At 70.8% G+C, this 24,236-nt stretch carries 28 protein-coding genes and 3 tRNA genes; 14 read left to right on the top strand and 17 right to left on the bottom strand.

Annotation, left to right across the window (positions count from 1 at the left end; genetic code table 11):
* The first annotated feature begins 15 nt into the window (after window positions 1-15).
* The 5 genes from O7602_RS28235 to amcA all read left to right on the top strand — a co-directional run bounded on the left by O7602_RS28235 (window position 16) and on the right by amcA (window position 4,650).
* Window positions 16-339 (top strand): sterol carrier family protein, encoded by a 324-nt coding sequence (locus O7602_RS28235; protein ID WP_281590586.1) that lies wholly within the window; start codon window positions 16-18, stop codon window positions 337-339.
* Window positions 340-507: 168 nt separating this feature from the next.
* Entirely contained in the window at window positions 508-2,025 is a 1,518-nt protein-coding gene (purF, locus tag O7602_RS28230) for an amidophosphoribosyltransferase (protein ID WP_281585629.1), read from the top strand.
* Window positions 2,026-2,080: 55 nt separating this feature from the next.
* Entirely contained in the window at window positions 2,081-3,235 is a 1,155-nt protein-coding gene (gene purM / locus O7602_RS28225; protein WP_281585628.1) for a phosphoribosylformylglycinamidine cyclo-ligase, read from the top strand.
* Between the two features lie 130 nt (window positions 3,236-3,365).
* Complete coding sequence (amcB, locus tag O7602_RS28220) at window positions 3,366-4,457, top strand: cyclophane-forming radical SAM peptide maturase AmcB (RefSeq protein WP_281590584.1); 1,092 nt, start codon at window positions 3,366-3,368, stop codon at window positions 4,455-4,457.
* Entirely contained in the window at window positions 4,438-4,650 is a 213-nt protein-coding gene (amcA, locus tag O7602_RS28215) for a multiple cyclophane-containing RiPP AmcA (RefSeq protein WP_281585627.1), read from the top strand. Before amcB ends, amcA begins: the two co-directional genes overlap by 20 nt.
* A gap of 143 nt (window positions 4,651-4,793) precedes the next feature.
* Here the strand turns inward: amcA and O7602_RS28210 are convergent, their stop codons facing one another.
* On the bottom strand, window positions 4,794-5,009 hold the full coding sequence (locus tag O7602_RS28210; protein ID WP_107157984.1) for a DUF3073 domain-containing protein: 216 nt from the start codon (window positions 5,007-5,009) through the stop codon (window positions 4,794-4,796).
* A 301-nt stretch (window positions 5,010-5,310) separates the two neighbouring features.
* On the bottom strand, window positions 5,311-6,393 hold the full coding sequence (locus O7602_RS28205) for a Glu/Leu/Phe/Val dehydrogenase dimerization domain-containing protein (RefSeq protein WP_281585626.1): 1,083 nt from the start codon (window positions 6,391-6,393) through the stop codon (window positions 5,311-5,313).
* A 175-nt stretch (window positions 6,394-6,568) separates the two neighbouring features.
* On the opposite strand from O7602_RS28205, the gene O7602_RS28200 reads away from it, so the two are divergent.
* Together O7602_RS28200 and O7602_RS28195 are read left to right on the top strand one after the other, a co-directional pair.
* On the top strand, window positions 6,569-7,408 hold the full coding sequence (locus tag O7602_RS28200) for a hypothetical protein (RefSeq protein ID WP_281585625.1): 840 nt from the start codon (window positions 6,569-6,571) through the stop codon (window positions 7,406-7,408).
* Window positions 7,409-7,664: 256 nt separating this feature from the next.
* Complete coding sequence (locus tag O7602_RS28195; RefSeq protein WP_007073996.1) at window positions 7,665-7,874, top strand: BldC family transcriptional regulator; 210 nt, start codon at window positions 7,665-7,667, stop codon at window positions 7,872-7,874.
* A 61-nt stretch (window positions 7,875-7,935) separates the two neighbouring features.
* On the opposite strand, the gene O7602_RS28190 is transcribed toward O7602_RS28195, so the two are convergent.
* Window positions 7,936-8,343: a PPOX class F420-dependent oxidoreductase gene (locus O7602_RS28190; protein WP_281585624.1), complete on the bottom strand. Its 408-nt coding sequence runs from the start codon at window positions 8,341-8,343 to the stop codon at window positions 7,936-7,938.
* A gap of 53 nt (window positions 8,344-8,396) precedes the next feature.
* On the opposite strand from O7602_RS28190, the gene O7602_RS28185 reads away from it, so the two are divergent.
* Window positions 8,397-9,176: a class I SAM-dependent methyltransferase gene (locus O7602_RS28185; RefSeq protein WP_281585623.1), complete on the top strand. Its 780-nt coding sequence runs from the start codon at window positions 8,397-8,399 to the stop codon at window positions 9,174-9,176.
* A gap of 52 nt (window positions 9,177-9,228) precedes the next feature.
* On the opposite strand, the gene O7602_RS28180 is transcribed toward O7602_RS28185, so the two are convergent.
* Window positions 9,229-9,516 carry a hypothetical protein gene (locus O7602_RS28180; protein WP_013283434.1) on the bottom strand — a complete coding sequence of 96 codons (288 nt, stop codon included), beginning with the start codon at window positions 9,514-9,516 and terminating at the stop codon, window positions 9,229-9,231.
* Window positions 9,517-9,678: 162 nt separating this feature from the next.
* On the opposite strand from O7602_RS28180, the gene O7602_RS28175 reads away from it, so the two are divergent.
* Window positions 9,679-10,548 carry a 3-hydroxyacyl-CoA dehydrogenase family protein gene (locus O7602_RS28175; RefSeq protein WP_281585622.1) on the top strand — a complete coding sequence of 290 codons (870 nt, stop codon included), beginning with the start codon at window positions 9,679-9,681 and terminating at the stop codon, window positions 10,546-10,548.
* Window positions 10,549-10,646: 98 nt separating this feature from the next.
* Window positions 10,647-11,390, top strand: a complete 744-nt coding sequence (locus tag O7602_RS28170; RefSeq protein ID WP_281585621.1) for an enoyl-CoA hydratase/isomerase family protein — start codon at window positions 10,647-10,649, stop codon at window positions 11,388-11,390.
* 57 nt (window positions 11,391-11,447) lie between these two features.
* Here O7602_RS28170 and O7602_RS28165 read toward each other — a convergent pair whose 3' ends face one another.
* Window positions 11,448-12,785, bottom strand: a complete 1,338-nt coding sequence (locus O7602_RS28165) for an ABC transporter substrate-binding protein (protein ID WP_281585620.1) — start codon at window positions 12,783-12,785, stop codon at window positions 11,448-11,450.
* Between the two features lie 167 nt (window positions 12,786-12,952).
* Between O7602_RS28165 and O7602_RS28160 the strand changes: the two genes are divergently transcribed.
* The gene (locus O7602_RS28160; RefSeq protein ID WP_281585619.1) at window positions 12,953-13,342 is read left to right on the top strand and encodes a hypothetical protein; all 390 of its coding nucleotides are present in this window, start codon (window positions 12,953-12,955) and stop codon (window positions 13,340-13,342) included.
* A 33-nt stretch (window positions 13,343-13,375) separates the two neighbouring features.
* Window positions 13,376-14,083, top strand: a complete 708-nt coding sequence (locus O7602_RS28155; RefSeq protein ID WP_281585618.1) for a DUF2786 domain-containing protein — start codon at window positions 13,376-13,378, stop codon at window positions 14,081-14,083.
* Between the two features lie 27 nt (window positions 14,084-14,110).
* Here the strand turns inward: O7602_RS28155 and O7602_RS28150 are convergent, their stop codons facing one another.
* On the bottom strand, window positions 14,111-14,626 hold the full coding sequence (locus tag O7602_RS28150; protein WP_281585617.1) for an SRPBCC family protein: 516 nt from the start codon (window positions 14,624-14,626) through the stop codon (window positions 14,111-14,113).
* A 193-nt stretch (window positions 14,627-14,819) separates the two neighbouring features.
* Here O7602_RS28150 and O7602_RS28145 point away from each other — a divergent pair, with 193 nt between their 5' ends.
* Window positions 14,820-15,608, top strand: coding sequence for a hypothetical protein (locus O7602_RS28145; protein ID WP_281585616.1), 789 nt, complete (start codon window positions 14,820-14,822; stop codon window positions 15,606-15,608).
* 83 nt (window positions 15,609-15,691) lie between these two features.
* Here the strand turns inward: O7602_RS28145 and O7602_RS28140 are convergent, their stop codons facing one another.
* Complete coding sequence (locus O7602_RS28140) at window positions 15,692-16,129, bottom strand: VOC family protein (protein WP_281585615.1); 438 nt, start codon at window positions 16,127-16,129, stop codon at window positions 15,692-15,694.
* A gap of 355 nt (window positions 16,130-16,484) precedes the next feature.
* Here O7602_RS28140 and O7602_RS28135 point away from each other — a divergent pair, with 355 nt between their 5' ends.
* On the top strand, window positions 16,485-16,667 hold the full coding sequence (locus O7602_RS28135) for a hypothetical protein (protein ID WP_281585614.1): 183 nt from the start codon (window positions 16,485-16,487) through the stop codon (window positions 16,665-16,667).
* A 143-nt stretch (window positions 16,668-16,810) separates the two neighbouring features.
* On the opposite strand, the gene O7602_RS28130 is transcribed toward O7602_RS28135, so the two are convergent.
* The 10 genes from O7602_RS28130 to crtI all read right to left on the bottom strand — a co-directional run bounded on the left by O7602_RS28130 (window position 16,811) and on the right by crtI (window position 24,236).
* Window positions 16,811-17,332 (bottom strand): hypothetical protein, encoded by a 522-nt coding sequence (locus tag O7602_RS28130; RefSeq protein WP_281585613.1) that lies wholly within the window; start codon window positions 17,330-17,332, stop codon window positions 16,811-16,813.
* A gap of 325 nt (window positions 17,333-17,657) precedes the next feature.
* Complete coding sequence (locus O7602_RS28125; protein WP_281585612.1) at window positions 17,658-18,827, bottom strand: XRE family transcriptional regulator; 1,170 nt, start codon at window positions 18,825-18,827, stop codon at window positions 17,658-17,660.
* Window positions 18,805-19,446, bottom strand: a complete 642-nt coding sequence (locus O7602_RS28120; protein WP_281585611.1) for a hypothetical protein — start codon at window positions 19,444-19,446, stop codon at window positions 18,805-18,807. Before O7602_RS28120 ends, O7602_RS28125 begins: the two co-directional genes overlap by 23 nt.
* A 426-nt stretch (window positions 19,447-19,872) precedes the next feature.
* Window positions 19,873-19,946: transfer RNA gene (locus O7602_RS28115), tRNA-Phe, on the bottom strand.
* Between the two features lie 75 nt (window positions 19,947-20,021).
* Window positions 20,022-20,095, bottom strand: a tRNA-Asp gene (locus O7602_RS28110).
* A gap of 33 nt (window positions 20,096-20,128) precedes the next feature.
* A tRNA-Glu gene (locus O7602_RS28105) sits at window positions 20,129-20,201 on the bottom strand.
* A gap of 155 nt (window positions 20,202-20,356) precedes the next feature.
* On the bottom strand, window positions 20,357-21,148 hold the full coding sequence (locus O7602_RS28100) for a polysaccharide deacetylase family protein (RefSeq protein ID WP_281585610.1): 792 nt from the start codon (window positions 21,146-21,148) through the stop codon (window positions 20,357-20,359).
* A 79-nt stretch (window positions 21,149-21,227) separates the two neighbouring features.
* Entirely contained in the window at window positions 21,228-22,175 is a 948-nt protein-coding gene (locus O7602_RS28095; protein ID WP_281585609.1) for a MerR family transcriptional regulator, read from the bottom strand.
* Window positions 22,165-22,758 (bottom strand): isopentenyl-diphosphate Delta-isomerase, encoded by a 594-nt coding sequence (idi, locus tag O7602_RS28090; protein ID WP_281585608.1) that lies wholly within the window; start codon window positions 22,756-22,758, stop codon window positions 22,165-22,167. The genes O7602_RS28095 and idi overlap by 11 nt, the downstream gene beginning before the upstream one ends.
* Complete coding sequence (gene crtI / locus O7602_RS28085; RefSeq protein ID WP_281590582.1) at window positions 22,755-24,236, bottom strand: phytoene desaturase family protein; 1,482 nt, start codon at window positions 24,234-24,236, stop codon at window positions 22,755-22,757. Before crtI ends, idi begins: the two co-directional genes overlap by 4 nt.

Genomic DNA, 24,236 nt, shown 5'->3' with positions numbered 1-24,236 from the left:
GCTTATTCCGAGTCGGTGCTCGCCGCAGTGACGGCGCTTGATGAGGGGCGTACGCCCGAACGGCCGGTGTTCCGGGCGGCGGTCCGGACGCTCTTGGCCGCCCTCACGGAGCGCGCTCCCGGCCGATCGGTGGAGGTGCGCGTTCCACCTTACGGCGCGGTGCAGTGCGTGCCCGGGCCGCGACACACCCGTGGCACCCCACCGAACGTGGTGGAGATGGATCCGGCGACCTGGCTGGCGCTCGCCACCGGACGTCTCGGCTGGGCGGATGCGGTCACCGAGGGTCGCGTACGGGTCTCCGGGATCCGGGCCGACCTTTCCGCGTACCTCCCGATTTAGCCGGGCCGACCCGGTCGGACCTGGTGACGTTCGGCGGATGTTTCGTGACTGTCGGTGTCGACATCTGTTCGCGTACACTGGTGCCCGATGACGGTCCCGGCCCACGGTGCGGAGCTGCCCCCCGACTCCGCCAGGCCAGTCCAGACCCCCACCATGAGGGAGCGGCAGGTGCCCCGAGGCGATGGCCGGCTGAGCCACGACCTTGACCCCCAACGACCCGGCCCCCAGGACGCGTGTGGCGTCTTCGGCGTCTGGGCCCCGGGGGAGGAAGTCGCCAATCTGACCTACTTCGGGCTCTACGCCCTCCAGCACCGCGGCCAGGAGGCCGCCGGCATCGCGGTCAGCGACGGCTCCGGCGTCGTGGTCTACAAGGATCTCGGCCTGGTCGCCCAGGTGTTCGACGAGCCGACCCTGGCCAGCCTGCGCGGGCACGTCGCGATCGGGCACGCGCGCTACTCGACCACTGGCGGTTCGACCTGGGAGAACGCCCAGCCGACGATCCGCGCCACGAGTGCCGGCACCACGATCGCGCTGGCCCACAACGGCAACCTGGTCAACACCGCCGACCTGCAACGCGAGGTGTCCGCCCGCGGGCTGGACTCCGACGGGTCGAGCAACGACACGTCGCTCGTCACCATGCTGTTGGCCAGCCGGCCCGACCTGTCGGTCGAGGCGGCGGCGCTCGAGGTGCTGCCGCAGCTGCGTGGCGCGTTCAGCTTCGTCTTCATGGACGAGTCGACGCTCTACGCGGCGCGTGACCCGCACGGCGTACGCCCGCTCGTGCTCGGCCGGCTGGAGCGTGGCTGGGTGGTGGCGAGCGAGACCGCGGCGCTCGACATCGTCGGCGCGAGCGTGGTCCGCGAGGTCGAGCCGGGTGAGCTGATCGCCGTCGACGAGGACGGCCTGCGCTCCAGCCGGTTCGCCGCCCCGGAGCCCAAGGGCTGCCTCTTCGAATACGTCTACATCGCCCGGCCGGACGCCACCATCGCCGGCCGTAACGTGCATGCCGCCCGGGTGCAGATCGGCCGCCAGCTCGCCAAGGAGCACCCGGTCGAGGCGGACCTGGTGATCCCGGTGCCGGAGTCCGGCACGCCGGCGGCGATCGGCTACGCCGAGGAGTCCGGCATCACCTACGGCCAGGGCCTGATGAAGAACCCGTACGTCGGGCGCACCTTCATCCAGCCCTCGCAGACGCTGCGCGCGCTCGGCGTCCGGCTCAAGCTGAACCCGCTGCGGCAGAACGTCCGCGGCAAGCGGCTGGTGGTGGTGGACGACTCGATCGTCCGGGGCACCACCCAGCGGGCCATCGTCCGGCTGCTGCGCGAGGCGGGCGCGCTGGAGGTCCACGTCCGGATCTCGTCGCCGCCGGTGAGCTGGCCCTGTTTCTACGGCATCGACTTCGCCACCCGGGCGGAACTGCTGGCCAACGGGCTGGACAACGAGGGCATCCGGCGGTCGATCGGCGCCGACACGCTTGGTTACGTATCGCTGCCCGGTCTCATCGCGGCGACCGAGCAGCCGAAGACCCGACTCTGCCGGGCGTGCTTCGATGGGGAGTACCCGATCGAACTGCCGGCCGGGAACCTGATCGGCAAGCACGTGCTCGAGGGCGTCAGCCGCCGGATCGTCGCCGAGGCGGCCGAGTCCACGAACCCTCTCGTCGCCACACCGACCCACCACCCGTAGCACCACCGACGCGGGTCCGGCGCCTCGGCCCCGCGGGACCACAAAGGGGAGAACCGTGACGCACGTGTCCGAGCGCAGCGGCGCAGGATCCAGCCCGTCGGGTGCCGGCGGCGACCGCCAGCCCTGGTCGGCGGGCTCCAGCCGCACGCAGCGCAAACGCTCGGTCTCGTACGCCGATGCCGGGGTGTCGATCGAGGCGGGCGACCGCGCGGTCGAGCTGCTCAAGACCAAGGTCAAGGAGACCCGCCGCCCGGAGGTCCTGGGTGACCTGGGTGGCTTCGCCGGCCTGTTCCGGCTGGACACCAAGAAATACAAGAATCCGATCCTGGCGTCCTCCACCGACGGTGTGGGCACCAAGCTGGTGATCGCCCAGCAGCTCGACATCCACGACACGGTCGGCATCGACCTGGTCGCCATGGTGGTCGACGACCTGGTCGCCTGCGGGGCCGAGCCGCTGTTCCTGCTCGACTACATCGCCACCGGCGAGGTCGTGCCGGACAAGGTCGCCGAGATCGGCGCCGGCATCGCCGACGGCTGCCGGTACGCCGGTTGCGCGCTGCTCGGCGGCGAGACCGCCGAGCACCCCGGCGTGCTGCGCCCGGACGAGTACGACATCTCCGCCACCGGCGTCGGCGTGGTGGAGGAGAGCGAGATCCTCCGCCCGGAGCGGGTCGAGGTGGGCGACGTGGTGATCGCCATGCGCTCCTCCGGCCTGCACTCCAACGGCTACTCCCTGGTGCGGCACGTGCTGCTGGGCGCCGGCCGGATGCGGCTGGACGTGGTGATCGAGGACTTCGGCCGCCAGCGCACGCTGGGCGAGGAGCTGCTCACCCCGACCAAGATCTACGCAAAGGACTGCCTCAAGCTGATCGCCGAGGCCGAGGTGCGGGCGCTGGCCCACGTGACCGGCGGTGGCATCCCGGGCAACCTGGTCCGGATCCTGCCCGAGCACGTCGACGCGGTGGTCAACCGTTCCACCTGGAAGCCCCAGCCGATCTTCGACCTGATCCAGACGAAGGGCCGGATCGAGGACCCGGAGATGGAGGCGACCTTCAACATGGGCGTCGGCATGTTCGCCATCGTCTCGGCCGAGGACGCCGACCGCGCGCTTGCCACCCTGACCGGCCGCGGCGTCGACGCCTGGCAGGCGGGGGAGATCATCGAGGGCTCCGGCAATGTCCAGATGGTCGGCCAGCACACCCGCGGGTGATCACCTTCTGTTGATCATCCGCGCACCTGATCGGGGGTTCACCCGGATGGCCGCCGCGGCCTAGCCTGAAGGTTCGGTTTTTCACAGGTACGCGGGGGAGGGGTCGATGGCTGCGCGCACCTCGGAGGGGATGCGGGGCATCGCCGCCGTCCCCTCGTACGTGGTGATGCAGCCGACCACGCTGTGCAACCTCGACTGCGCCTACTGCTACCTGCCGTTGCGCGCGGCGGACCGGCGGATGCCGGTGGCGGTCGCCGAGGCGGTGGCGGCGTCGGTGAACCCCTGGGCGGCCGAGGGTCGATGCTCGGTGGTCTGGCACGGCGGTGAGCCGCTCGCGGCGGGCCGGGAGCATCTGGCCGCCCTGCTGGCCCCGTTCGGGCCGGAGGTGGAGCACCACGTGCAGACGAACGCCACGCTGATCGACGACGCCTGGTGCGCGTTCTTCGTCGAGCACCGGGTGCGGGTCAGCGTGAGCGTGGACGGCCCGCGGGCGCGCAACGCCGAGCGGGTCACCCGGGGCGGCCGGCCGGCGTACGACCGGATCGTGGCCGGGGTGGCGGCGCTGCGCCGGCACGGGCTGCCGTTTTCGGCGCTGGCGGTGGTCTCCCGGCCGGAGCCGGGGCTGGCGACGGAGCTGTACGACTACTTCCTCGACCTGGGCTGCGAGGTGCTCGGCGTCAACATCGAGGAGACCGAGGGGGTGAACACCCGCTCGAACGCGCGGGACGCGGGCGCGGTGACCGGGTTCTGGGCCGAGCTGGTGACCGCCTGGCGTCGGGATCCCCGGATCCACCTGCGGGAGGTGGAGTGGTCGCTGCGGTACGCCGGCGCGGTGCTGACCGGCGCCGCCGACGACCTGCTGCCCCGCCGCCTCGACCCGATCCCGACGGTCGCGTACGACGGTTCGGTGGTGGTGCTCTCGCCCGAGCTGGCCGGCTTCACCGACGCCCGCTACGGCGACTTCGGCAGCGGGAACGTGCTTGCCACGCCGCTGGGCGAGATCCTCGCCGACGCCGGCCGGACGCCGTGGGTGGACGAGTTCCTCACCGGGGTGGAGGCGTGCCGGTCGACCTGCGCGTATTTCGGTTTCTGCGGGGGCGGCCACGCCGCCAACCGCTACTTCGAGCAGGGGCGGTTCGACGGTACGGAGACCGAGCACTGCCGGAACAGCAAGATCCGCCTATTGGAGGGAGTGTTGGAGCATGCCCGAGATCACCAGTGACACCGACCGGGACGCGGTCGCCGACCGGGTGCGGGATGCCGCCGCGGGGTTGACCGCGCTGCTCCACGAGGCCGAGGCGGCACGCCTGCTGCGGGCGGAGGTGTCGGGCGGGGACGGCGCCAACGCGGTGTGCGCGTGGAACCACTTCGAGAACATCCCGACGTTCTACAACTGGAACAATCGCCCGCGCTGAGGTGCCGGTTCCGCGATCAGGGACCTGTCGGCGCGGGGAGGCATCCCGGTGCGGCAGGTCCCTGATCGTCGGTCGTACGTCGGCGCCGGCTGAGCACATGCGTGAGCACGCGGGGGCTGCCGCGTGCTCAGTGTGACCGGAGGTCAGCGGGTCGGACGGGCCCAGGGGTCCGGGTCGTCGTCCGCGTGGTCCTCGTCATCGTCGTCGACATACTCTTTGTAGTCGTCGTCGAAGTTGTGCTCAGACTTACCACTACCCGCCAGTTCGCGCTGCAAGGCGGTTAGGTCGGTGTTCGGGGAGTGGTACTTCAACTCCCGGGCCACCTTTGTCTGCTTGGCCTTAGCACGGCCGCGCCCCATGGCTCGACCCCCTCGCACAGAATGCGGGGCAGCCCGAAGGCGGGCCCCGATGACGTCAGGCATCTCTCGTGGCTCTTACGGTACATGGGGATGCCACCGTTCGGCACCTCGGGTCACCGTCGACCGGCCCTGCGCGTCGCAGTGTTCCGACCGTCACAAAGTGTACCCGGTAAGGAGTGCTTGCCGGGGTCGGCCGTGACAGCGGGCAAATCGGCACGAAGTTACCTACGTCCAGCCTAACGCCCTGGTCGGCCGCAGGCGGCCCCGGGGCGGAGCCGGTGGGTCCGCCCCCGGGAGCCGTTCACCGCAGGTGAATGCTGCGCAGCCGGCCGACCTCGGCCATCCGCCGCTCGGCGAGCCGGTCCGCGGCGACCGCCGGTGGGACACCCTCGTCGTCGGCGAGTCGCAGGATCTCGCGGGTGGTGTCGAAGATCCGGGTGGCGCGCAGCTTGGCCCGCTCGAAGTTGAAGCCCTCGATTTCGTCGGCGACCTGGATCACGCCGCCGGCGTTCACCACGTAGTCCGGGGTGTAGAGGATGCCCCGGTCGGCGAGCACCTTCTCGATGCCCGCGTGGGCGAGCTGGTTGTTCGCCGCGCCGGCGACCACCCTGGCCCGCAGCACCGGCACGGTCTCGTCGTCGAGCGCGCCGCCGAGCGCGCACGGGGCGTACACGTCGATGTCGGACGCGACGAGCGCCGCGGTGTCGTCGACCAGGGCGACCTGCGGGTGGGTGGTGCGGGCCCACTCCCGGGCGCGGCTGCTGACGTCGGTCGCGACCACCTCGGCGCCGTCGTCCAGCAGGTGCCCGGTCAGATATTTGCCGACCTTGCCCAGGCCCGCCACACCGACCCGCCGGCCGGCGAGCGTCGAGCTGCCCCAGACGTGCTCGGCGGCGGCCCGCATGCCCTGGTAGACGCCCCAGGCGGTGAGGATCGAGGAGTCGCCGGCGCCGCCGTGCTCCACGCTGCGGCCGGTCACGAAGCGGGTCTCGCGGGCGATCACGTCCATGTCCGGGACGTAGGTGCCGACGTCGCAGGCGGTGTAGTAGCGGCCGTTGAGCGACTCCACGAAGCGGCCGTACGCGCGCAGCAGGGCCTCGCTCTTGAGCTGCTCCGGGTCACCCCAGATGACCGCCTTGCCGCCGCCGAGGTCGAGGCCGGCCAGGGCGTTCTTGTACGCCATGCCCCGCGAGAGGTCCAGCACGTCGGCGAGGGCGTCGGCCTCGCTGGCGTACGGGTAGAACCGGGTGCCACCGAGCGCGGGGCCCAGCGCGGTGGAGTAGATCCCGATGATCGCCTTCAGGCCGGACTGCTTGTCCTGGCAGAACACGACCTGTTCGTGACCTGTGGATGCGGGGTCGTCGGTGCTGGCAAATACGCCCATGGCTGACTCCTGTGTCGGTGTGCGACCTTGTGGGCCGCGGACCTGGGTGGCGCGGCCGGCGGGATGACGCCGGTGTCGTTGAGCCTAATATCGGCCGGAACCGTACTGTCGCCCACGTCACGGTGCCGGTGTGACGGTGGCGACGGGCGGTCCCGTCTCGTGGGAGGATCGCGCCGTGCCGTCGCTCTTCGCTTCATACCTGCGCGTGTACGAGCCGCTGACCGCCTTCGACCGGGATCGGCAGTCATACTGGCGCCGGTACGTCACCGAAGGTCGGGCGATCGCGCCGCTGGAGGGGCCGGGCCGGCAGCGGACCTCGGTGATCGAGGCGCTCGGCGCGGGCTGGACCCGGCTGCCCGAGCTGCCGGAGGAGGCGTACGTCCTGGAAGCCGACGACACGCTGCTGGTCTGCCCGTGGAACCTGCGGATCCGGGTCGCCGAGGCGGCGCTGAGCGCCCGCGACGGCGTGCCCTCGGTGCTCGCCGACGCGTTCGTGCCGCCGGTGCTCGCCGGGCAGGCCAAGGCCGTGGTGGAAGACTGGCGCAGCGGGGCGCGGGTGCTGGAGCACGGCGTGCCGCGCGTGCACGAACAGGTCGCCACCTGGGGGGTGCCGCTGCGGTGGTTCGTGCTCTTCGAGGCCGGGGAACGGCACCTGGTCACCGATGCGGGGCGGCGGGCGCTGCGCTACCGCACGGAGATCTCCAAGGCCCGTCGCCGTTCCTCCCGGGCGCTGTCCGTGCTGCGCAAGTCGGTCGGGGAGGCGCCGATCACCGAGGCGGTCGAGGAGGCCGCCCGCTGGCTGGAGGAGTTCCACCCGAGGTCGGTGGTGGAGCTGGACTACGGCGGTCTGGTGCAGCTGCTGCCGGACGAGACGCTTGCGGCCGACGACTCGACCGAGCTGGTCGCGGCGGGCCTGGCCGGGCTGTCCCGGGGCGAGGCCGAGGAAGCTTCGGCGGCGTACGACAAGCTGGTGGCCCGCTGGCGCGCGGTGCAACTTCTGGAGCGCTGCAATTGACGCCCGGTTCGTCCATTTTTGCGATGGCGGATCCGAAACTGTCTCGTAGTTGACGCATCACGAACCGTGATCATGAGTCCGAATAAGGTAGGTTCTGCGACATAAAAGTAGTAAAAATCGGGCATGCTTCATCCGTCCGTCTAGGGACCTTCAGCCGTTCGGCCCATGTCGGACATCGGGGACTAGCCGGACCATGGGAGACGCGTCGGCCGGCGGGACCCCGGCCGATGTCTATACATGTGGAGGAGTGACCCCGATGGCATCGCGAACGCACGAACCAGAGCCGCTACTGACACCGGCCGAGGTGGCGTCGATGTTCCGTGTCGACCCTAAGACGGTGACCCGGTGGGCAAAGGCTGGCAAGCTCAGCGCCATCCGGACCCTGGGCGGCCACCGCAGATACCGCGAGTCGGAGGTTCGAGCCCTACTTCAGGGGCAGATCCCCCAGCAGCGGCAGGGGGACTGACGACCCGGACATTCTCTCAGGCGTTCCGATCAGGGGCGGTCGACCGTCGCAGCAGCGACGATCACCGCCCCTGATCGTGTCCGGAGGTCACACCGTCGAGCACGATCCGCAACCCCACCGTGCCGCCCTCGCCCCGGCGCAGCCGGCTACCGAGCAACGTCATCCGCCCGATCACCCGGTATTTCTGCTTGAGCAGCCCCCGCACCCGGCGGGTGTGCTCCGGGTCGTCGATCGTCGCGTGCCCCGCCACCGCCTCACCGCGCGGATTGCCGCGTACGTCGCACGGTGCCACCGTGACCCGGCCGTCGCGCCGGATCCGCTTCACCTTGCCGGAGTCGGACACCGTCCACACCGCGAGCGCGTCGCCGTCGCGCACCGCCCACACCGGCGTCGCCACCGCCCGCCCGTCCTTGCGGAACGTGGTGAGCAGCACGTACTTCTCCGCAGCCAGGCGGTCCAGGTCGGTCACGACGCCCAGGATACGGCCGCGACAGCGCTGCCGAGCCCGGATAGCGTGCTCGCATGACCCCCGAACCAACGATCGGCGACGTGTTCGGCGAGATGATCCGCGACGCGTACGCCGTGGCCACCGGGGTCGGCCCCCGGCCGATGGCCGGCGGACGCCTGCCGCGCCCGGTCATCGAGATCATCGAGCGGGACGACGGGCTGGTCAACGGCGCGCCCGCCGGGCACTACCTGGACCCGCCGCCGCAGTGGCAGCCGCACGACCACCGGGCGGTGGACCGGGTCCACGGGCACGTGCTCGACATCGGCGTGGGCGGCGGTCGGATCGCGCTGCACCTCCAGGAGCGCGGGGTGCCGGTCACCGGGCTGGACACCTCGCTCGGCGCGCTGCGGGTCAGCCGTCACCGGGGCGTACGCGAGCTGGTGCACGCCACCGTCGACGAGCACGCCGCCAGCGGCCGGCGCTACGACACGTTCCTGCTGCTCGGCAACAACCTCGGCCTGTTCGAGGGCCGCGAGCGGGCCCCGGTGCTGCTGGCCGCGCTCGCCGCGCTGGCCCGACCCGGGGCACGGGTGATCGCCCACGGCACCGACCCGTACGGCACCACCGATCCGGTGCACACCGGCTACCACGAGGCGAACCGGCGGCGGGGCCGGCTGGGCGGGCAGCTACGGCTGCGGTTGCGCTACCGGCTGCTCGGCACCGACTGGTTCGACTACCTGGTCTGCTCGCCCACGGAGTTCGCCGAGCTGGTCCAGGACAGCCCGTGGCGACTGACCGACGTGGACGACACCGATCACCCCTACTATCTCGCCACGCTCACGCTGAGAGGTTAAGAAGGGGCCCCTCCTATCGCGTAGGCGATAAGAAGGGCCCCCGCCTTACCTCTCAGACCTGGACGGTGGGCGTGGTCTGCTCGGGCGGCAGGCCGCCGTCGCCGTCGACCACCTCGTCCGGGGTGCCGTCCTCGTCGATGTCGACCATGGTGATGTCCACCTTGCCGTCGCCGTCGGTGTCGAACTGGAACAGGTCGGCCTTGCCGTCGCCGTCGGTGTCCACCACCCACACGTCGGTCTTGCCGTCGTTGTTGGTGTCCGCGCGAAGCAGGTCCACCCGCTCGTCACCGCGCGTCTCGACCGTCTCGGTGCTCTCCGCGCTCTCCGGTGCCTGGCTCATCTCGATCCTTCCTTCGGCGTTGACGGCGGTCTTTACCCCGTCCGCCCGCCCCCCACGCATGCCCGGCGGCCCCGCCGACGCATAGGGTCGCATCCAGGATCGAGCGAGCGGCCGGCCGGGCGGCGGAGACCCCGTGCGCCACCGCCGCGACGAGGGGACACGATGAGTGGTCGATTTGTGGTCGTCGGAGCCGGCACCATGGGCCTCGGCATCGCCTACGTGGCGGCCGGCGCCGGATACGCGGTCGAGCTGGTCGAGGTCGACCCGCAGCGGGGGGCGGACGCCGTCCGGCGGCTCGGCGAGCTGTGGGACCGCGCCGTCGCGCGCGGGAAGCTGACCGCCGAGGCGGCCACCGCCAACCGGGTGCGGGTGACGCCGCGTACCGGCCTGGCCGAGGTTGCCGACGGACCGGACGTGATCGTCGAGGCGGTGCCCGAGCGGCTCGACCTCAAGCGGACGGTGCTCCGGGAGGCCGAGGGTCGCCGACCGGCGCTGCTGGGCAGCAACACGTCGAGCATCCCGATCGCCGAGCTGGCCGCCGGGCTGGACCGTCCGGGGGACTTCCTCGGGCTGCACTTCTTCAACCCGGTCTGGGCGATGGCGCTGCTCGAGGTCGTGGTCGGCCCGGCCACCGCGCCGGAGACCACCGCGGCGGCCGTCACGCTCGCGGCGCGCCTGGGCAAGGACCCCGTCGTGGTACGCGACATGCCCGGCTTCGCCACCTCCCGGCTCGGTGTCACGCTCGGCCTGGAGGCGATCCGGATGGTGGCCGACGGGGTGGCCGACCCGGCCGACATCGACAAGGCGATGGTGCTCGGCTACCGGCACCCGGTCGGCCCGCTGGAGCTGACCGACCTGGTCGGGCTGGACGTCCGGCTCGACATCGCCCGCACCCTCCAGGCCGCGTACGGTGACCGGTTCGCGCCGCCGCCGCTGCTTGCCGAGATGGTCGCCGCCGGCAAGCTGGGCAAGAAGTCCGGGCAGGGCTTCTACACCTGGGAAGGCGGCGTTCGACGTGAGCGCGAGGAGTGAGCTTGCGAGCCCCGCAGTCGCGAACGAAAGGCAAGCACGGTGAGCGCGAGGAGTGAGCTTGCGAGCCCCGCAGTCGCGAACGAAAGGCTGGCACAGCAATGAGTGGGCTGCGGATCGAGGAACTGGCGGACCGGCTCGTGGTCACGCTCGACCGGCCGGAGAAGCGCAACGCGATCGACGCCGACCTGGTCGGTGAACTGCACGACGTCTGCGCCGAACTGGAGGCCCGCCCCCGGCTGATGCTGCTCACCGGCGGGACGGACGGCATCTTCGCCGGTGGCGCCGACATCGCGCAGCTCCGCGAACGCGGTCGGCTGGACGCGCTGGCCGCCATCAACCAGGGCGTCTTCGCCCGGATCCGGGCGCTGCCGCTGCCCACCGTGGCGGCGGTCGACGGCCCGGCGCTCGGCGGCGGCGCCGAGCTGGCGTACGCCTGCGATCTTCGGGTGTGCACGGAGCGTGCGGTCTTCGGCCAGCCCGAGGTGCGGTTGGGCATCCTGGCCGGCGCCGGCGCGACCTACCGGTTGCCGGCGCTGATCGGCGAGGCTCGGGCCAAGGAAATGCTCTTCACCGGCCGGCGGGTGGGGGCGGACGAGGCGCTGCGGATCGGCCTGGTGAACCGGGTGGTGCCGGCGCCGGCGGAGCTGCTGCCCGCCGCCCACAACCTGCTCGACGAGATCGGCAAGGGCTCCGCGCTGGCCCTGCGGCTGACCAAGCTGGCGGTGGACGCGCCACCGGCCGCGCACCCGCAGCTCGACCTGCTGAGCCAGGCGGTGCTCTTCGAGGACGAGGAGAAGCATCGGCGGATGACCGACTTCCTGGAGCGGCGCCGGGCACGCTGAGGCGCCACGGCGAGGGCCGCACCGGATCCACCGGTGCGGCCCGCGATGCCTGGCGGCTCAGTTCCGGATCTGGACCCCGGCGTCGGCCAGTGCGGTGATCGCCCCCGCCGACTCGCCGAACCCGATCACCAGCACCGCCTCCGGCCCGAAGCTCTTGATGTCCTGGGCGATGCCGGTGAAGTCGACGGGCGTGTTCGGGTCGGCCGGCGGCATGTAGGTGAGCAGCTTGACCCGGTCCGCGCCCACCCCGGCCTTCTCCAGCTCGGACCGGACGTTTTCCTGGAGGCCCTCGCCGTAGGAGTCCTTCCGGGCCAGGAGCACGATCTTGCGGGGCCCGTCCCGCAGCATCACGTCGGCGAGCGCCCGGCCCTGGAGGCTGTCCGGCGGCGCGGTGCGGAAGTAGAGGCCCTTGTCGTCGATGGTGCTCAACCCGGCGTCGGTGTTCGACGGGGAGAAGAGGATCCGTCCGGCCGCCACCACGTCCGGCAGCACCTCGCGGGAGATGCCGGACGCGCCGGCGCCGATGATCACCGAGACGCCCTCGCTGACGTGCGAGGCCACCGTCGCCTTCGCCACCGCCGGGTTGGTGCCGTCGTCGCCCGCGATGAACCTGACCGGCTCGCCGAGCACCCCGCCGCCGGCGTTGACCTCGTTGATCGCGAGCGTGACCCCGGCGGCCATCGGCGGGTACGCCAGTGCCAGGTCACCGGTCTTCGGCAGCAGGCCGCCGATGAGCAGCGGCGCGTCCTTCGCCTTCCCGCCGCGGGGCTTGCGACCGCGCGGTGGGGTCTTGGTGCTCACCCCGGACTCCTCGCCGGCGCCGACGAACTCGGTCTTCGCGTCGTCGAGTTTCTGGTTGTCGAAGTGCAGCGTGCCGTAGCTCGCGGTGGCCGGCTCGCCGGTGTCGGTGAATCCGGCCCGGTTCAGCGACACACCCCGGTATTCCAGGTCCTGGCCGGCGCGGGCCAGCTGGAGGCAGGACTTCACGGTGTCGCAGATCTGGCCGCCGGTGGTCACCCCGACGATCTGCTTGGCGATCTCGGCCGGCGCGGTGGTGCCGGCCACCTGGGCGGCCAGGGCGCTGATCACCACGGCGTCGTAGGACTCGGCGGAGTAGAGGTAGTCGGTCAACTTCGGATCGACGTTGCGTAGCCGTTCCTTGAAGCTCTCCGGCAACGGTGTCAGGGGGGTGGTGCCCTTCATCCCGTTGAGAAGATTTGCCCGGTCCTTGAGTTCCGCGGCGAAGGAGTTCTGCATATTGCCGTCGGTGCCGTAGAGGCGGACCTGGGTGGTGGCCGCGTCCTTCGGCTCGTCACTCCCGCAGGCGCTGGTAGCGAGCAGGAGCGCCGCGCAGGCCATGGACAGGGCCGCGCGCGACGTGCGATTTCCAAGCATGGTCGTCCTTCCTCCGGCGAAGGTCCGCTGCGCACATTAGCGTGCCCGCGCAGCACGCGGGACCGTGGACCTGGCTCCGTCGGCACCTCGACTGCGGGAATGACTCTGCGTGATCGTCGACCCGTTTCCGGGTCACCGGTTTGCCCTCCGGCGTTACTGTTCCGCAGGTGACCGACGACGCACAGCAGACGCTCGACGACGCGACCGCCGTGCTCCGTTCGGCGTTGGCCGGCGACGGCGACGGCGTGGTCGGCGCCTTCGACGCGGTGGTGGACCGCCGCGGGCTGGCCGGTGCGTACGGGGTGGCCTGGTGCCTGGCCGCCACCATGCTCGGCGACGACGCTCCCGGTGGCGCCGCCGCCCTCGACTTCCCCGGCATCGACCAGGCCGACTACGACACCCGCTGGGTGGCCCGCTTCGTCAGCGCGTATGCCAACGACGACGCCGACACCGGTGAGGCGCTGTTCGGCGCGGCGGCGGCCGACGGGCTGCTGCCCGCCTGCCTGCTCACGCTCGCCGGCTCGACCATCGCCACGCTGCGCAGCCGGGAGGGCTGACACCGCGCCCCCGCGTTGTGATACCTCTGACTGATGTCCCAGGCGATGCTCGGCAAGGTGCGCAAGCTGCTCGCCCAGGCCGAGGACCCGGCCTGCACGCCCGCCGAGTCGGCCACCTTCATGGCCAAGGCCACCGAGCTGATCGCCCGGTACGGCGTCGACCGCGCGCTGCTCGCCGCCCGCGAGCCGGCCGTCGATCCGATCGGGGACCGCACGGTCGAGGTGGTCGCGCCGTACGCGCGGGACAAGGCCGGTCTGCTCGCTGCCGTCGCGGACCCGCTGCGGTGCCGCTGCGTACGCCGACGGCAGGGCGACACCTACGTGATGCACCTGTTCGGCTTCGCCAGCGACCTGGAACGGGTCGAGTTGCTCTTCACCTCGCTGCTGGTGCAGGCGGCACACGGATTGGCCGGGACGGTGGTGCCGGTCGGGGAGCATCCGGCCGCGTTCCGGCGCAGTTGGCTCGCCGGCTTCGCCCAGGTCGTCGCCGAGCGGCTGCGGGCGGCCGAGGCCGGGGCGGTCGCCGAGGCCGGGGCGCCCTCGGTGGCGCTGGTGCTGGCCGACCGCTCCGACCGTGTCCAACGCCGCCTCGCCGAGGTGTACCCGCGACTGCGTACCGCCCCGCGCCGCCGGCTCGCCGGGGGCGGCTTCGCTCCCGGCGCCGCCGCCGGTCGTCGCGCCGACCTGGGCGGCAGCGGGCTGACCGGCGCCGGCGCGAGCCCCGGGATAGCCGGCGGCTGACCGGTCCGGCGGCGTCCCGCCCGGCGCTCAGACGGTGGTACGGGCGACCGTCGCCAGATAGCGGCAGAGCAGTTCGTGCCAGCCGGCGGTGAGCACCTCCCGGTAGTCCTCGGCGGCCGTGCCGTGCCGGTCGAAGTAGCGGTGCTCGACGTCCACCCGGGTCGACTCGGGGCCTTCGGGGTGGAAGAGCACCTCCACCTCACTGGCCCGGGCCGGATCCGGCAGCGGCACCCGGTCCGGCCCGATCTGCCAGGTGAACACCAGTCGCCGGGGCGGATCCCAGGTCAGCACGCGACCCCAGTCGTTGCGGAAGCCGTACGGGCCGATCTCGTAGAGCATCCCGCCGGCCCGTGGCTCCATGCCGAGCGCGGCCAGTGCCTCCGGCCCGGACCAGGTGTATTCGCGTACCCACCAGTCGGCAAGCGCGCCGGTGAAGACGGCGTACGCCTGCTCGGCGGGCGCCGGGACGAGGAGGCTGCTGCGGAGGGAGAAGCGGTCGGATTCCTGCCGGACCTCATCCGGATCGGCCATCTCCTGTCCCATAAGCCCGGACCATACCGGCTGATGTCTCGCTGTGCAGCTTCGGTTTCGCCCGCTTTCGGACAACGGGGACCCGCCGTCCCGACAACGGAAGCGGTCGCACCGGCGGTCACCAGGGGACACGTGACTCATGGATGCCGTACCGGAAATCGGGTAACCGCCGCTGACCCGAACCGGCCGATGGGGGAGCGGGAGCATGAGCGACAGCGGCGCCGCCGAGCGGAAGCCCGAACAACCGACCTCCCGGGGTACGGCCGAAGCGGAGCCGGACGTCCTGCTCGACGTGCCGGAACTGTCGGTTGACGAGATCCGGCTGGCGGTGGACGGGCTCGACGCGGACCTCTCGTTGCGCGCCCGGCTGGCCAACCTGCTCCAGATCGACGCCGGCGTCCGGGTGCACCTGGAGGGCGTCGAGCTGGACATCGCCGGCGTCCGGGCCGAGGCCCTGCTGAAGGTACGGCTGGAGAAGCTGGTGCAGATCCTGGACCGGGCCCTGGCGACGATCGACCGCAATCCCGAGCTGATCGACGCGCTGGCCCGGTCCGCCGGGGCCGTCGTCGACGACGTGCACCGGACGGCCGGCCAGGTCGCGGCGCCGGTCGTGGACCGGACCGGACGGCGGGTGGTCGGGGCCGGTGAGCTGGTGGACCGGCCCCTCGCGGCGGCGGCCGGCGACACCGAGCCCCGCCCACCGTTCCGGACCGCCCGGGGCGAACCTTCCGAAGGAGGGCGGAAGCAGTCGGCCGAGGCAGGTGGCGACGCCGAACCGGGTGGCGACAGCGGGTCGGGTGACAGTGCCAGGTCAGCGGAGGGTGGCGGGCCGGGTGCTGGCGCCGCATCGGGTGGGACAGCACAGCCTCCCGGAGCCGGGGCGGCGCAGTTGGCCGGGCAGGCCGGGCAGACACTGCGGCAGGCCGGCCGGAGCGTCTGGGAGGCGATCCAGAGCGGCATGGCTCAGCACCGTCAGCAGCGCCCGGGCCGGTGAACGCCGCAGAGCGCCAGATCTTGGAGAGAAACGGCCCCTGGAGGGGCCCGGAGCTTCCAAGATCCACCCTGGATGCAGGCGGTCTAGAGAACGTCGAACTCGTTGCCCTCGGGGTCGGCCATCGTCACGTGGTCAGGCGTCCCGTCCGGTTCGTCGACCCGGAGCACGGTCCCGCCCGCCGTCACCAGCTTGTCGACCGCCGCCCGGACCCGCGGCCAGCGGACCTCGAACGGCTCCTGCCGGCCGCCGCCGACGTGGACGTCGAAGTGCATGCGGTTCTTGACCACCTTCGGCTCCGGCACGCGCAGGAACGACACCCCGGGCCGGACGCCGTCCGGGTCCTCGATGAAGGCGCCGTCGTCCCACTCGTCCTCGGGGATCTCGAAGTGGGCCTGCCACGCCTCCCAGGAGGCGAACCCGGCCGGCGGGGCGGCCGGGACGTATCCCAGCGCGAGGCACCAGAACGCCGCCAACTCGCGCGGACTCGCGCAGTCGACGGTCAACGACCACTGCTCGGACACCGCCACACCGTAGACCCTCCGAGGTCCCGCCGAAAGCCGAGGCGAAAAGCAGAACGCCGACCGGCGTTCGCGGTGAGCGGGTGCAAGGCCTGAAGGGACGGTGCCGAGACCACGGCGGGACCAACGACCACGGGAAGCCTTGCGGGGCATGTCTGTCGCCGGGGTGGAACCGGTGCGTCAACCACATCGGGCCCGGCCCGGACGCTGTGTCCGATTGCGACTGTTCAGGGGTACTGAGCCTGGATGTGCCGGACGGTGGCCCCACCGGCTGCGGCACTCGTGCGCGGCGTGGATGTTTGCCCGGGGCGTTCCACAGTTGGTGGTATCGCGCCGGCTCGGCCACGCCACCCTGGCTGTGACGAGTGAGATCTACGGGCACCTGATGCCGGAGTCTAACGAGGAAGCGGCGGCGGCCTTGGGCGGGATGCGCTCAAAGCCGGCTAAGGGGGTCATCGACGACGTCGACGAGGAGGACTTGGCGAGGAGGAGTAAGTCGAAGACCTCGGGCTTCGCCCCGAGGCCCGGCCCTCCTCAGTGATTAGTCGGGGCGGATCAGTTCGCCGAGCACCACAGGACGCTGAACGGTCTACGGCTGCCTGACGAGGAAGTCCGCCAGATGCGGCGCTAGATTAAAAAATGCGGACCTCACCGAGGTCCGCATTTCCATCTTGATCCCAGCACTCATCCGTCGAGGGATCGGAGCAGTCGCACCGCCTCGGCTGTCGCGCGATGCTGCAACGCAAGATCTCTGCGTAGGTCCTGCACGTCGTACTCCTGGCCACACATTAGGGTGATGACCGGTACCCACTCGCCACCATCCCCAGTGCTGTAGGGCAACCACGAGGAGCCGACTTCAACGGGGCGATGTACGGCCTTGTTGCGGCACTTGATCGCGTCGTAGATCAAGTCCAGGCTGGTGGACCAGTGCAAGCGCCTCTGCTCGTCGAGCCTCTGCCGAATGGAGCGGAGGAGTTGCCCGGCGGGGCGGGCGACGTTCTGCCCAGGATCAAGGCGAACGAGAATCATCCCGAGAACGGTCTCCGTCTCCGCCGCCTGCGCCATGATCAACCCTCGAAGCCGGTGCATCTCCGTAACATAGTCATCGTCGTGCGGGTCGTTGTTGTCCTCCGGATACAGCTCGTTCCACACAGTCCGCCAGGACACTGCCGCTTCACGGAACGCGCGGCCGGCCGCTTCTGTCACGAGCCGAGTATTGCCCCTGCACAGGCCTACGTACAGCCCGCCCGGCCGAACGGCGTCTTGGCGCTTGTCGCGAGAACGGGGGCAGTGTGCCCGCTGCGTTTCCCGTCTGCAGGTGAGCCGAGGGGCAACGGCGGTGAATTGCTGGACGTGGCAGCCCGCGTGGCGCAGTTGGTCGAGAACGCCAAACTGTCCGAGGAACGTCGGGATCAAGCCGCTGCTCGTAGACTCGATCTACACGGCGCTTCACCCGCCGACATCGCCGCAGGCTGGATGCTCCCGGGCCCCGCCGGCCACGGGCGCTCCAAGGATCTTAGGCGCCCAGGCATTAAGCTCTGCGTCGCATCGCCTTACGTCGTGATTCGATGCTCACAACCCGAATATGGCTTTCCCGAGTCGGCCCGACTTGGCTCTCGGCAGCACGAGCCAGCTGAGGGGTGGGGGCGATTGACCTCAAGACGGTTGGGTGGATTGCGAGCTTTTCTGACCCTTGAAGGTACGGGCGCGGTCCAAAGCGCCGAGAGAGCAACGTCCACAACAGCTTCGGCGATTCGTGTCCTACCGAGACCGGCTCATGCTTCCTCCAGCCCTTTGCAGATAGCTGCACGAACAAGGAGTTCTTGCGAGTATCACCGATGGCCCCGACTGTGTAGCCTCGCATGATCAAAGCCTGGATAGAAACGCCCCAAGTCGCTTTGAGTCTTGCGTAGTCCGAGAGCGAAAGCGCGTCTGACATGCTGGTTTGTGCGCGGTCGAGAGGCATTAGCAAGGCCGTGGCAAAGAGGTTGGCTTCCTCTTCCGCTTGGTTGTGTGTCGTGCGGGGTCGGAAGGTGTGAAGCACCAGATGTCCGAGCTCATGCCCTAGTGTGAAGCGGTCCCGGTCACCTTGATGCCCGGGGAAATAGCCGATCAAGGCTGTTGCGCCGAGGCCGCCCCAGTGGGAGACACCAAAGTGCCCGACCGCGGCTTGCTCCTCACCGCCAGCGTCCGGGAGGACCATTGGTGCTACTGCGATGCCGGCACGCTCAAGCGCACGAGTCAGATGCGGGATGGGCTTGTCAGGCGCCAGCTGCAGCGCCTCACGCGTCTCGCGGCTTAACTGTTCGATCTCGGTGTTCGTTAGGGGCGCCTCCCCGGATGCAAAGGGAAGTGACGGGGTGGGATAGCCCTCGGCGTCTACCAGGTCTTCGGTGACACGGTAGCTCTCACCGTAGATGGCATGTACCCGCCGAGTCGTGGTCTTCCTGGCTGCGGAAGACTTCCGAAATCGGAGGCTGTCGAGCGGGACAGACGAGGGTCGCGCCTGGAAGAAGCTAACGGGTGTGCCGGTTGCGTCAGCAATCTGCTTCAGCTTGTCGTCGGCCGCGTCTCTGCTGGACGTTTCCACCTCGGAGATCCAGGGCTGGCTGACGCCAGACACCTCAGCTAGCTGACTCTGTGTCAGTCCGAGGATGTCGCGCAGGGTCTTTAGCCGCTCACCCGGCGCTGCCGCCAGCATTCTCGCTCCCGCCTTCCAGTTCATCCTCGTTCGGGATGCTTAGCTCCATGCCTTCGTCCGAGGGCTCGAACTCTAGTGCAGCAAGATCCTCAGCCGTCTCCGGCAGGATGAAGTCGATGTCCGTCTTGGCGCGATCGCCCCACTTCCAGTTCCCGATAGGTCTAACCACTCGGAAGGTGGGAACGCCCGTCTTCGGGTCGATTCGCCAAACGAACAGCAGTCGATCATCCGGCGGGCCGAAGAGGCGCTGCTGCAGCATCGTGAAGAGCGGAGGGTTCCTGTAGTACGCCTGACGCGCGGCGTTGCTCCCGGCGGGAGGGACGTCCGAGTCACGAACCGCATGAAGAAGACGCACTCGGTAGTCACCGTCGGTCAACCAGAGCTCGCCGTTGCGGGCATGGTTCCCGGCCAAACCCCAAGGGCTGATGTGCAGACCGCCGAGTCGAAGGTGGGCGAAGGCGCGGACGCTGTGCGTCGCGTACCACCCATACTGTGCCACTTCATCGAACTCGGGCAGCGCAGCCCGACGCCGCTGGTCGGCCCAGGTGAAGACGTCGTGAAGTGGTTCACAGAGTGACGTGAGAGCTGCGCGGATCCGCTCGACGTCCTGGTTAATCATGGGCGCGATATTATCAGCCAGATTTTTAACGCGGAAGTAGCGACTCGCGTCGGCGTGTCTGGCAGTAGTGCGGGGCAAGGAGGGCCCGGCGACAACTGGCTTGCTGGCTGACCAGGCTGGGGGCCACACGTGGGAGCTACCGGGGCGAACTCGGCCGGACGAGGCCGGAGACGATGGCTGGCTTCATCAGACCCACGGGGCCGAACTGTCGGCCCGCTTCGGTCTGCAGGCCTAAGCAGCTACTCGCAGACCTCTGGCCATCACTTTCGCTTATATCGGCGAGGCGTCGTGACGGTGCGTGAGCCCTTGGGCTCACGGGCAGCCGAGGCCGCGAGGACCTCCATCGATGGAGGCGGTGGCTACATCAAAAGGGCGGTGACCGCATTTCTGCTGGTCACCGCCCTGGTAGCCCGGCGAAAGGCTATGTGGCCAGGGGCGGGGTCGAACCGCCGACCTTCCGATTTTCAGTCGGACGCTCGTACCAACTGAGCTACCTGGCCGTGGTGCTCGGCACATGCTACCGCACGGCCGATACGCAGAACGCCGCGCAATGATGTGCGCGGCGTCAGCGCTTGCGGTCCTGACGGGACTTGAACCCGCGACCTCCGCCTTGACAGGGCGGCGAGCACTCCAACTGCTCCACAGGACCTGGCTGGTGTTGCCTCCGGCGTGAGCCGGATCGTGCCCCCAACGGGATTCGAACCCGTGCTACCGCCTTGAAAGGGCGGCGTCCTGGGCCGCTAGACGATGAGGGCGGCCCCGCCATCATTGCACACTCGCAACATCAAGCGGACTTGCTCCCATCCGGCCCCGCCGGAGGCATGAAGAGCATATGTCATGCCTCCTCCGCCGGCCAAACCGGTATGGCCGCGGGCACATCACCGGGCAGAGCCGCAGCTCAGCGGCGGTGTCACCGCAGTCGGGCGATCCCGTACCGCCGCTTGAGATCCGGGATCAGGTGCCGGCAGGCGGCCATCGTCTGGGTCCGGTCGCCGCCCGCGTCGTGCATCAACACGACCGAACCGTGGTGGGTGGAGGACCTCACCCGCTTGATGATCTTCTGCGCCGGTGGGTGGTCCCAGTCCTGCGGGTCGACGCTCCAGTGCAACGGGCGCAGCCCCAGCTGGTCGGCGACGGCGAGTTCCTCGGCGGTCCACCGGCCGCCGGGCTGGCGGAACCAGGTGATCTGCGCCTTCGGGGCCGCCTCGCGGATGACCCGGTTCGTTCGCTCCAGGTCGGCCCGGATCTCCGCGACCGGGCGCCGGCCGAGGTCGAGGTCGTGCCGCCAGCTGTGGTTGCAGATTTGGTGACCCTCCCGGACGATCTGGGCCACCAGTTCCGGGTAATGCTTGGCCTGCCTGCCGACCAGGCAGAACGTCGCGGTGACGTGAGCCGCCCGGAGCTGGGCCAGGATCTGCGGGGTGTAGCGGGGGTCCGGCCCGTCGTCGAAGGTGAGCGCCACCCCGGGGCTGCCACTGCGCCGGTGCAGGCCGGCCGGGAGCTTCTTGGGCAGCGGTCGCAGCTTCGGCTTCGGTGATGGGGTGGTGCGGGTCGGCCGAGGTGTCGGACTGGACGTCGGCTTCGGCGTGGACGTGGCGGAGGGCGAGGCGGCGACCTTCTCCGGGGTCTTGCCCGAACCGCCGCAGCCGGCGACGAAAAGTACCAGGCCGAGGGCGAACGCCAGCACGGTGCGTGGACGCATCTGTCGCTCCCGGAGGGGTCGGGGTCAGATGGACTTTCCGACCGTAGTGGACGCCACCCCCGAGTGGGAGAGGGGGGCGTCAGCCCGCCGCCGACTGGTCGAGCGAATCCCGGACGGCCACGGCCAGCGAGAGCGCCTCGGCCAGGTCGACCGGGCGGACCACCCCGGCCGGCAGCGAGTCCGCCCGCCAGCCCGGCCCGGCGGCCAGCACCAGCAGCGGCCGGCGCGGAACGGCCAGCAGCGCGGCGAGTTGGTGCGGGTCGGCGGTGGCCCGGGTGTGCGACCAGAGCACCACGGCCGCCGGCCCGGTCCGGTTGACCGCCTCGACCAGGGCGGCCACGGGCATCCGGGCACCGAGCATGCGATAGCTCACACCGGCCTCGGCGAGCGCGGCGGCCAGCGCCTCCAACGGCAGGGAGTGTTGCTCTTCGTCGGCGCAGGAGAGCAGGATCCGGGGCGGCCCGGCGGTGGGGTGTGCCCGGGCCACCGCGGCGAACGCCTCGGAGACGCACCGGGACACCAGGTGCTCCACCTCGATCAGCCCGGCGGTCGCCGCGTGTCGTTCCCCGATGCCGGCGAGCACCGGCCGGAGCAGGGCCTCCCAGGTCGCCACCACCCCGTCCGCGGCGACGGCGTCGGCGATGGTGCGGGCGATCGTCACCGAGTCCAGCCGCATGGCGGCCCGGGCCAGGCCACGCGCGACCGGTCCGGCCCGGCCGACCGGGATGGTGGCGCCGCCGCCGTCGCGGACCGTCAGGTGGCCGACCTTTGACCCGAGCCGTTCCGGCGGGCGTACGGTCGGCGCCTGCCGGGCCCAACGAGCCGCCTCGGCGGGTGCGACCCCCTCGGCGGTGAGCCGCCGCATGATCTCCAGGCGAGCGAGGTCGGCGGGCGTGTAGCGCCGGTGGTGGCCCGGCACGTGCTCGCTGGGACCGAGGCCGTAGCGCTGGTGCCAGGTACGCAGCGTGGTGACGGCCACGCCGAGCCGGCGCGCGACGGCCCCCGCGCTCAACGCCTCATCGGCCACCCGACCGCTCCGGTGCCTCGGTGGCCGGCGCGCCGGACCGGAACGGATCGGCCGGGTGCAGCAGCCGGTTCACCACGCCGCCCAGCCAGGGGGCGTACGTGCGGGGGGCGGCGTCGAGATCGGCCGCCACCGCCGCCGGATCGACCCAGCGCAGCTCGGCCACCTCGTCCGGGTCGGGCCGGGTGGGCAGGTCGGCGGGTACGTCGGCGCGCAGCACGTGGTCGTACTCGAACTCGACCCGACCGGTCGCCGGGTCCTCGGCGTAGTAGAGGTAGATCCCCACCTCGGTGAGGTCGAACGGGCCGAGGCCGAGTTCCTCGGCGAGGCGGCGGTTGGCGGCCTCGACGAGCGACTGGCCGGGCAGCGGGTGCCCGCAGCAGGAGTTGGCCCAGCGCAGCGGGAACCGGGTCTTCACCGCGGCCCGCTGCTGGAGCAGCACCCGCCCGGCGGGGTCGACCAGGAGCACCGAGAAGGCCCGGTGCAGCCGGCCGGGCGGCTGGTGGGCGCTGGCCACGCTTGTCTGGCCGATGGCCCGGCCACCGTCGTCGACCAGCTCGACCAGGTGGTCCTCCCGCGCGGTCACGCGCCCTCCCCGGTGATCCGGGCGGCGGCGAGCTTGCCGCTGATCAGCACCATCGGCACGCCCACGCCGGGTTGGGTGCCGGAGCCGACGAAGACCACGTTGCCCAGGGTCCGGTGCAGGTTCGACGGGCGGAACGGGCCGGTCTGGAAGAGGCTGTGGGCGGCGGCGAACGGGGTGCCCGCGGCCATGCCCTGCGCCGCCCAGCCGGCCGGGGTGACGGCGCGCAGCACCTCGATGCCGTCGCCGAAGCCCACGTAGCCGCGTTCCTCAAGGGTGTGCACGAGCTGGTCGGCGTAGCGGTCGGTGAGGTCGCCGGGCCAGTCGAACGGGGCCCGGTCGAGGTTCGGCACCGGGGCCAGCACGTAGTAGGTGTGCTTCCCGGCCGGGGCCACCGACGGGTCGGTGCGGCTCGGGTTCGTCACCAGCAGCGACGGGTCGGTCATCAGCTCGCCTCGCCGGATCACCTCGTCGAACGTGCCCTTCCAGGCGCGTCCGAAGTGGATGTTGTGGTGAGCGATCTTGCCATAACCCTGCGTCGAACCGACGTGCAGCACCACGCAGGACGGCGAGTAGGTCAGCCGGCGCTGCCGGCTCTCCGGCAGCAGGTCCCGGTAGGCGACCGGCAGGTCGGGGTTGAGCACCACCACGTCGGCGGGGACGACCTCGCCGTCGGAGGTGATCACGCCGGTGGCGCGGCCGTGGGCGGTCTCGACCCGGGTCACCGTGGTGTCGTACCGGATCTGCACGCCGTGCTTCTCGGCCGCGCCGGCCATGCCGCGGGAGACCGCGTGGATGCCACCGCGCGGGAAGCTCACCCCGGCTACCGAGTCGAGGTACGCGATGACGGTGTAGATGGCGAGCGCGTCGTGCGGCGACAGGCCGGCGTACATCGCCTGGAAGGAGAAGATCCGCTGGGTACGCGGGTCGCGGAAGAACTGGTTGATCTTCGTCTGGAGCCGCCGGAACGCGCCGTTGGCGAGCAGCTTCAGCAGGTTGCCGGTGATCAGGTCGGTCGGCGCGTCGAGGTTGCGCTCGATGAAGTCGGCCCGCTCCCACTTCCACAGGTTGCGGGCGTAGTCGACGAAACGCAGGTAGCCGTCCGCCTCGCGGGGGCCGCAGACGCGGGAGATCTCGGCGGCCATCCGGGTGGTGTCGGTGATGACGTCGAGCGTCGACCCGTCCGGGTAGTACGCGCGGTACGCCGGGTCGAGCGGGGTCAGGTCGAGCCAGTCGGTCAACTCCTCGCCGACCGCGCCGAGCGCCTCGGCGATCAGGTCGGGCATGGTGAGGACGGTCGGACCGGTGTCGAACTCGTACCCGTCGACGCTGAGCCGGCCGGCGCGCCCACCCGGCACCGGCTCGCGTTCCAACACGGTCACCTGCCGGCCGCTGCCCGCCAGGTGCAGCGCGCAGGCCAGCCCACCCAGCCCGGCGCCGACCACGACGACGCGGTCGGTCCGTCCGTCGACGGTGCGCAT

The organism is Micromonospora sp. WMMD1128 (genome assembly GCF_027497235.1).
Classification (GTDB): Bacteria; Actinomycetota; Actinomycetes; order Mycobacteriales; family Micromonosporaceae; genus Micromonospora.
Note: the sequence above shows the minus strand (reverse complement) of the source record. Positions and strands in the feature narration are given on the sequence as shown.